The following is a 6893-nucleotide window of genomic DNA, read 5'->3' as shown; positions in this document are numbered from 1 at the left end:
GATCCACACCGTGAGCCACAAGAGCGTGGTGGTCGACTGAATGCCGGTGAGCCCGGGCAGATCGAGCATGCCCTGAAGGCCGATGGCGCCGGAGTAGAGGATGATCGGCAACAGGATCACCGCGTAGGCGATCAGGAAGATCACGTTGGTGATCAACTGGGTGGTCTTGTCGAAGCGAATCTCGAGAAGCTGCGGGAGCGTGGCGATGCCGCTTTTCAGAAAGCGCGGCAGGAAAAAGAGCGCCAGCGCCACCAGGGCGATCACCGCCACCACTTCCCAGGCCATCACGCTCAGGCCGTCGGCAAACGCCGCGCCGTTGAGCCCCACCATCTGCTCGGTGGAGAGGTTGGTCATCAGAAGCGACCCGGCGATCAGCGGGAAGGTCAGGCTGCGCCCGGCCAGGAAATAGCCGCTGGTGCTGGAGTGGTCGTCGCGGCGCGTGATGCGCCAGGTCACGAAGGCGACTAGCCCCGTGAAGAAGAGAAAGGATGCCAGGGTCAACAGATGCATGTTCGCTCACCTCCGTGTAGTCGGCACAGCCCTGCCGCGCCTATATGTCAGACAATATGAAGGCATCTTAGGCTAATCGATTCAGCCGGGTTATCCCTCTTTGGTCGTAACGCTGCTAACGACCTCGGCACCGGTCACTGGCATAAAAAAACCCAGGCGGCTGGCCTGGGTCGTGTGGCTTGCGGGAAGCGGTCAGTGGTGGAAGCGCTCGGCGGCCTCCTGGGCGAGTTTCTTGATGCCCGCCCAGTCCTCGGCCTCGACCAGCGATTTCGGCGTCAGCCAGGAGCCGCCGACGCACATCACGTTGGGAAGCTTCAGGTACTCCTCGGCGTTGTCGAGTGTGATGCCGCCGGTCGGGCAGAAACGCGCCTCGCCGATGGGTCCGCCGATCGCCTTGATCGCCTTGGCGCCGCCGCTCGATTCCGCGGGAAAGAACTTGAAGCGCCGGTAGCCGTACTGCCAGCCGGTCATCAGCTCGGACACTGTGGAGACGCCGGGCAGCATCGGCACCGGGCTTTCCACGCCGTAGCGGTAGAGCGCCTCGGTGGTGCCGGGCGTGACGATGAAGTCCGCGCCGACCTCTTCGGCCTGGCGGTACTGGGCGGGCGTCAGCACGGTGCCCACGCCGATGCTGGCACCGGTCAGCTCCTTCTTCATACGCTTGATCGCCTCGAGCGCGCAGTCAGTGCGCAGCGTCACTTCCAGCACGGTGATGCCGCCTTCGACCAGCGCGCGGCCCATCGGCACGGCGTCTTCGAGGCGGTCGATGGTGATGACCGGAATGACCTCGGCCTTGAGGCAGATGCTGTCGAGCTCTGCGGTACGCGTGGAAGGCAGCTGTTTATCGATACTCATGTCGGTCTCCAGGTCGAAATCGAAGGCTTGCGGGGCGCGGTGTCAGGGCGCCCAGTAGATGGCCAGCGGGCAGCTCAGAAAGGCCCGAACGGGGAGCACGCGAACGTCGTCTCCCGCCAGGGCGGCGCCGAGCACGGCGCGCTTGTCGTCGCCGGTGATGTGCAGAAAATGGCGCCGCGCCTGGTGCAGGCGATCGGCGCTCAGAGTGATGCGCGGCTGGGGCTGGCTCGGGGTGCGCACCGCCACCAGCGCCTCGTCGGTAGTCATGGCAAGGCCGAGCTCCGGGCTATCCGGGAACAGCGACGCCGTATGGCCATCGCCGCCCATGCCGAGGATGACCACGCTTGCTGGCCAGGCGAGCGGCTCGATGCGCCGAGTGACCTCGTCGACGCCCTGCTCCGGCGTTTCGGCTTCGCTGGTCAAGGGAATGAAGTCGGCGCTTGCCGCCTCCCCCACCAATAGATGCTCGCGCACCAGCCGGGCGTTGCTGTCGGCACTCTGCGCCTCGACCCAGCGCTCGTCGGCCAGGGTCACCTGGACCCGTGACCAGGGCAGCGATTTGGCCGCCAGCGCCTGGAAGAACGCCACCGGCGTGGAGCCGCCGGAGACGACCAGCAGCACGTTTTCCTGGCGCTCCAGGTCTTCCACCAGGGCCTGGTGAACCGCTTCGGCCAGCTGTTCGGCCAGCGCCTTGCGTAACTCGCTCATGTCAGTAGTCCTCGTACCAGCTGCGTCCGTCCTGGGTGATCATGGCGATCGACGCCACCGGCCCCCAGGAGCCGGCGGGGTAACGCCTGGGCGGCGTTTCGCGGGTCTTCCAGCCTTCGATGAGCCGGTCGCACCAGCGCCAGGCGAACTCGACCTCGTCGCGGCGCACGAACAGGTACTGCTGGCCCTTCATCACCTCCAGCAGCAGCCGCTCGTAGGCATCCGGGATGCGCGACTTGGGAAAGGCGCTGTTGAAATCCAGGTGCAAGGGCCCCGGGCGCAGGCGCATGCCCTTGTCCAGGCCGCTGTCCTTGGTGAGCACCTGCAGGGCGATGCCCTCTTCGGGCTGCAGGCGAATGATCAGCTTGTTGGAGGCGATGTCGCGCTGGTCCGGGTCGAAGATGTAGTGCGGCTGCTGGCGAAAGTGAATGACGATCTGGGAGAGCTTCTCCGGCATGCGCTTGCCGGTGCGCAGGTAGAACGGCACGCCGGCCCAGCGCCAGTTGGCCACCTCGGTCTTCATCGCCACGAACGTCTCGGTGCGACTTTCGGTATTGGCGTCCTCTTCCTCGAGATAGCCCGGCACCGCCTGGCCGTCGCTGGTGCCGGCGATGTACTGCCCGCGCACCACGTCGCGCCCCAGTGCCTCGCCGGTGAAGGGCTTGAGCGCCTTGAGCACCTTGACCTTCTCGTCGCGGATGGCGTCGGCGTCGAGATTCGAGGGCGGGTCCATGGCGATCAGGCAAAGTAGCTGCAGCAGGTGGTTCTGCACCATGTCGCGGAGCTGGCCGGCGTCGTCGAAGTAGCCCCAGCGCCCTTCGATGCCGACCTTCTCGGCCACGGTGATCTCGACGTGGGAAATGTGGTTCTGGTTCCACTGGGTGCCGAACAAGGGGTTGGCAAAGCGCAGCGCGATCAGGTTCTGCACCGTCTCCTTGCCGAGATAGTGATCGATACGGTAGACGCGCTCTTCCGGGAACACCGCGCCGATGGCGTCGTTGATCGCCTGGGAGGACTCGAGGTCGTAGCCGATCGGCTTCTCGACCACCACGCGGCTGTCGTCATCGAGGCTGCCGCTTTCGGCCAGGTGATGGCAGATGTCGCCGTAGATGCGCGCAGCCACGGACAAATACACCACCATGGGGCGCTTGGCGCCTTCACGCCACTGCTTGATGCCGACGTAGCCCTCAGGGCTCTTGAAGTCGAGCTTCAGGTACTCCAGCCGGTTCAGAAACCGCTCAAGGCAGGCGGCGTCCTGCTCGTCGGGCTTCAGGCGCTTTTCGAGCGCGGCGCCGACCAGCCGGCGAAAGCTCTCGGTGTCGTGCTCCTGGCGGGCGAGGCCGAGAATGCGGGTCTGTTCGGGCATCAGCCCTTCACGGTCGAGGTGATAAAGCGCAACGAAGAGCTTGCGCAGGGCAAGGTCGCCCAAGGCGCCGAACAGCGCCAGATCGATCGCGTGCTGCGGATCGCCTAGGGGGGATGGGGGCTGGCTCATCGTGACTCCTTGAATCCTGGCGCCGCTCGACGTCGTTTAATTACCTAAAATTTATCCGATAGCGGCGGCCATGCGCAATGAATGAATGTAATTTTACTACTAAACGCTAACCCAACGGCCCGAGGGCCGTTAGTCGACGATACTGCACAACGCGGGCGCCCGGCGTCGAGCGCCTCGACACTTTTTACAGACTTTTTATGTCATCGCATGCTCAGATGGCAACGTCCCGTCGATCGAGGCCCCGTCATGTCCCTTTCCCACCCGAGTGTCGTCCATCCGCGCGAGGCCATTCGCCACTGGGCGCCTATCCTTCGGATCGTCGCGGTACTGTGGGTGATTCTGGCGCTGTTCATGCTGCTGCCGTTGATCGTCCTGCTCCTGGAGCGCGACCCGGATGCCTACGCGTTTCTCGAGGCGATGGCGATCGTGCTGGGGCTTTCCGGCGCCGCGCTCGCCGCGACTCACCGCGTGCCGCTCGAGCTCAGGCCCTGGCAGATGTTCGTGCTGACCGCGGCCAGCTGGGCAACCGTGAGCCTCTTTGCGAGCCTGCCCTTGATTCTCGGGGCGCCGGCGCTCAGCCTCACCAACGCGGTGTTCGAATCGGTCTCGGCGATCACCACCACCGGCTCCACGGTGATGGTGGGCATCGAGCATCTTTCCGATGGCCTCAAGCTGTGGCGAGGTCTGATGCAGTGGCTCGGCGGGATCGGCATCATCGTGATGGGGATCGCCATCCTGCCCTTTCTCAAGGTAGGCGGCATGCGCCTTTTTCACACCGAATCCTCGGACTGGTCGGAGAAGGTGCTGCCGCGCACCGGCGGCATCGCCAAGGCCACGCTCGGCATCTACGTCGGCCTTTCGCTTTTGGCCATGGCGAGCTACTGGCTCGGCGGCATGCAGCCGCTGGACGCCATCGTGCACGGCATGACCTCGCTTGCCACCGGCGGCTTCGCCAACTCCGATGCCTCCTTCGGCGCCTACGCCGACAAGCCCTGGCTCTTGTGGATGGGCAGCTTCTTCATGCTGTGCGGGGCGCTTCCCTTCGTGCTCTACATCCGCTTTCTGCGCACCTCCCGCGCCGCGCTCTGGCAGGACCAGCAGGTACGCGGGCTGCTGAAACTGCTGCTGGCGGCGATCCTGGTGCTCAGTGTCTGGCGCGTGCTTCAGGGCGACCCCTGGTTCGCTTCGCTGACCCACGTCACCTTCAACGTCATCTCGGTGGTCACCACCACCGGCTACGCCTCGGACGACTATACCCTTTGGGGGTCGCTGCCCGTGGCGGCATTCTTCTACCTGACCTTCGTCGGCGGCTGCAGCGGTTCGACCAGCGGCGGCATGAAGATGTTTCGCTTCCAGATCGCGCTGTTGATGCTGCGCAACCAGCTGCGCTACTTGATCCACGCCAACGGTGTGTTCACCACGCGCTACAACGGCCAGCCGGTGACCAGCGACATCTCCCGGGGCGTGGTCGCCTTCTCGTTCTTCTTCTTCATCACCATCGCGGTGCTGGCGCTGGCGCTTTCCGCGCTGGGGCTCGACCTGGTCACGGCGGTGTCCGGCGCGGCCACGGCGGTGGCCAACGTCGGCCCGGGCCTTGGCGATGTCATTGGCCCGGCGGGCAACTTCTATACCCTGCCGGCGGCGGCCAAGTGGCTTCTGTGCCTGGGCATGCTGATGGGTCGGCTCGAGATTCTCACCGTGGTGGTGCTGATGACGCCGATGTTCTGGCGGCGCTGACCGAAGGAGGTCCCTTGCCATCCTGGTATCGTCTTCCCCGCCGTCGCGAGCTTGGCTGCGTGCTGATGGCCAACCTGCTGGCACTGATCGCAAGCGCGGGCCTGCAGGCCTGGCTTGCGCTGGCCAACCTGTCGCTGGTGTTCCTAAGCGCCGTGCTGGCCTGCGCGATACTCGCCAGCGGCTATGCCGCGGTGCTGAGCGCACTGGTCGGGTTCGTCACTTTCAACTTCTTCTTCACCGAGCCGCGCTACTCGCTGCTGGTGGCCGAACGCGAGCAGCTGCTGACACTCTGCTTCTTCCTGCTGGTCGCGCTGGTGGTGGGCCGGGTCGCCGGTGAAAGCCGCCGCCGCATGCAGGCACTCGGTGCCGCGCGCCTGGCCGAGGAGCGCGAGCGGCTGCGCTCGGCGCTGCTGGCTTCCGTCTCCCACGACCTGCGCACGCCGCTTGCCTCGATCATCGGTGCGGCCAGCTCGCTGCGCGCCCTCGACGCGCAGTTGAGTCCCGTCGACCGGCGCGAGCTGCTCGACGGCGTGCTCGGCGAGAGCCAGCGCCTGGACCGCTACATCCAGAACCTGCTGGACATGACGCGCCTGGGCCACGGTGAGCTCAAGATCGAGCGCGACTGGGTATCGCTCGACGACATGGTCGCCTCCGCCCGCCGCCGCCTGGCCTCGGCACTGGAGGGAGTGACGCTCCTCCAGCGCTGGCCGGCGGGCAGCCTGCCGCTGCTGTACGTTCATCCGGCGCTGATCGAGCAGGCCCTGGTCAACGTGCTGGAAAACGCCGCGCGCTTCTCGCCGCCGGGCGGCACGCTCGAGATGAGCGCCGCCACCGACGAGACGGCGAGTCACATGATCATCGCCTTGACCGACCAAGGCCCGGGCATTGCCCCGGCCATGCGCGAGAAGGTGTTCGAGATGTTCTACACCGGCGACGGCAGTCCCCACGGCAGCGGCCTGGGCCTTGCGATCTGCAAGGGGATGGTGGGCGCCCACGGTGGCGAGGTAGTCGCCGAGGCCGGCCCCGAAGGGCGCGGCACGACCATGGTGATTCGCCTGCCGCTTCGCCCTTACACGGCGCCGTCCGGCGCGGGGTACGACGCATGAACGAGACATTCCGCGTGCTGGTCGTGGACGACGAGCGCGCCATTCGCCAGTTTTTGCGCATCAGCCTGGGCTCCCAGGGCTTCGCGGTGAGCGAAGCGGCGACCGGCGCACAGGCCATCGAGACCGTGCTGGCATCAGCAGGCGAGCCGATCGACCTGGTGCTGCTGGACCTGGGGCTTCCCGACATGGAGGGCCAGGCGGTGCTCGCCGCGATACGCCGCGCAAGCGACGTGCCGGTCATCATCGTCTCGGTGCGCGGCCACGAGGCCGAGAAGGTGCAGGCGCTCGATGCCGGCGCGAACGACTACGTCACCAAGCCTTTCGGTATCGAGGAGCTTCTGGCTCGCGTGCGCGCCTTGCTGCGCCGGCCCGCCCTCGCCGGACACCAGCAGCGAGTAGCGCGGCTCGGTGAAGAAGAAGTTGAAAGTGACGAACCCGACCAGTGCGCTCAGCACCGCGGCATAGCCGCTGGCGAGTATCGC

The 6893-nt window shown here is 66.0% G+C and carries 5 protein-coding genes and 2 pseudogenes; 3 read left to right on the top strand and 4 right to left on the bottom strand.

Going from position 1 to position 6893, the window contains the following annotated elements; translation table 11 throughout:
- The 4 genes and pseudogenes from BIS11_RS08110 to zwf all read right to left on the bottom strand — a co-directional run.
- Positions 1-510 (bottom strand): annotated as a pseudogene (locus BIS11_RS08110) (solute:sodium symporter family transporter); the annotation flags it as partial.
- A 192-nt stretch (positions 511-702) separates the two neighbouring features.
- On the bottom strand, positions 703-1365 hold the full coding sequence (locus BIS11_RS08105; RefSeq protein ID WP_253422515.1) for a bifunctional 4-hydroxy-2-oxoglutarate aldolase/2-dehydro-3-deoxy-phosphogluconate aldolase: 663 nt from the start codon (positions 1363-1365) through the stop codon (positions 703-705).
- 42 nt (positions 1366-1407) lie between these two features.
- Positions 1408-2073 carry a 6-phosphogluconolactonase gene (gene pgl / locus BIS11_RS08100; RefSeq protein WP_253422517.1) on the bottom strand — a complete coding sequence of 222 codons (666 nt, stop codon included), beginning with the start codon at positions 2071-2073 and terminating at the stop codon, positions 1408-1410.
- A gap of 1 nt (position 2074) precedes the next feature.
- On the bottom strand, positions 2075-3568 hold the full coding sequence (gene zwf, locus BIS11_RS08095; RefSeq protein WP_253422519.1) for a glucose-6-phosphate dehydrogenase: 1494 nt from the start codon (positions 3566-3568) through the stop codon (positions 2075-2077).
- 246 nt (positions 3569-3814) lie between these two features.
- Between zwf and BIS11_RS08090 the strand changes: the two genes are divergently transcribed.
- From BIS11_RS08090 to BIS11_RS08080, 3 genes and pseudogenes are all read left to right on the top strand, one after another.
- Complete coding sequence (locus tag BIS11_RS08090) at positions 3815-5305, top strand: TrkH family potassium uptake protein (RefSeq protein WP_253422521.1); 1491 nt, start codon at positions 3815-3817, stop codon at positions 5303-5305.
- 14 nt (positions 5306-5319) lie between these two features.
- Positions 5320-6411 (top strand): ATP-binding protein, encoded by a 1092-nt coding sequence (locus BIS11_RS08085; protein ID WP_253422523.1) that lies wholly within the window; start codon positions 5320-5322, stop codon positions 6409-6411.
- Positions 6408-6779, top strand: a pseudogene (locus BIS11_RS08080) (response regulator transcription factor); the annotation flags it as partial. The gene BIS11_RS08085 and the pseudogene BIS11_RS08080, both read left to right, overlap by 4 nt.
- Between the last annotated feature and the right edge of the window lie 114 nt (positions 6780-6893).

This window comes from Halomonas sp. 707D4 (genome assembly GCF_024158685.1).
Taxonomy (GTDB): Bacteria; Pseudomonadota; Gammaproteobacteria; order Pseudomonadales; family Halomonadaceae; genus Vreelandella.
This window is presented reverse-complemented; position numbering and strand designations above follow the sequence as displayed.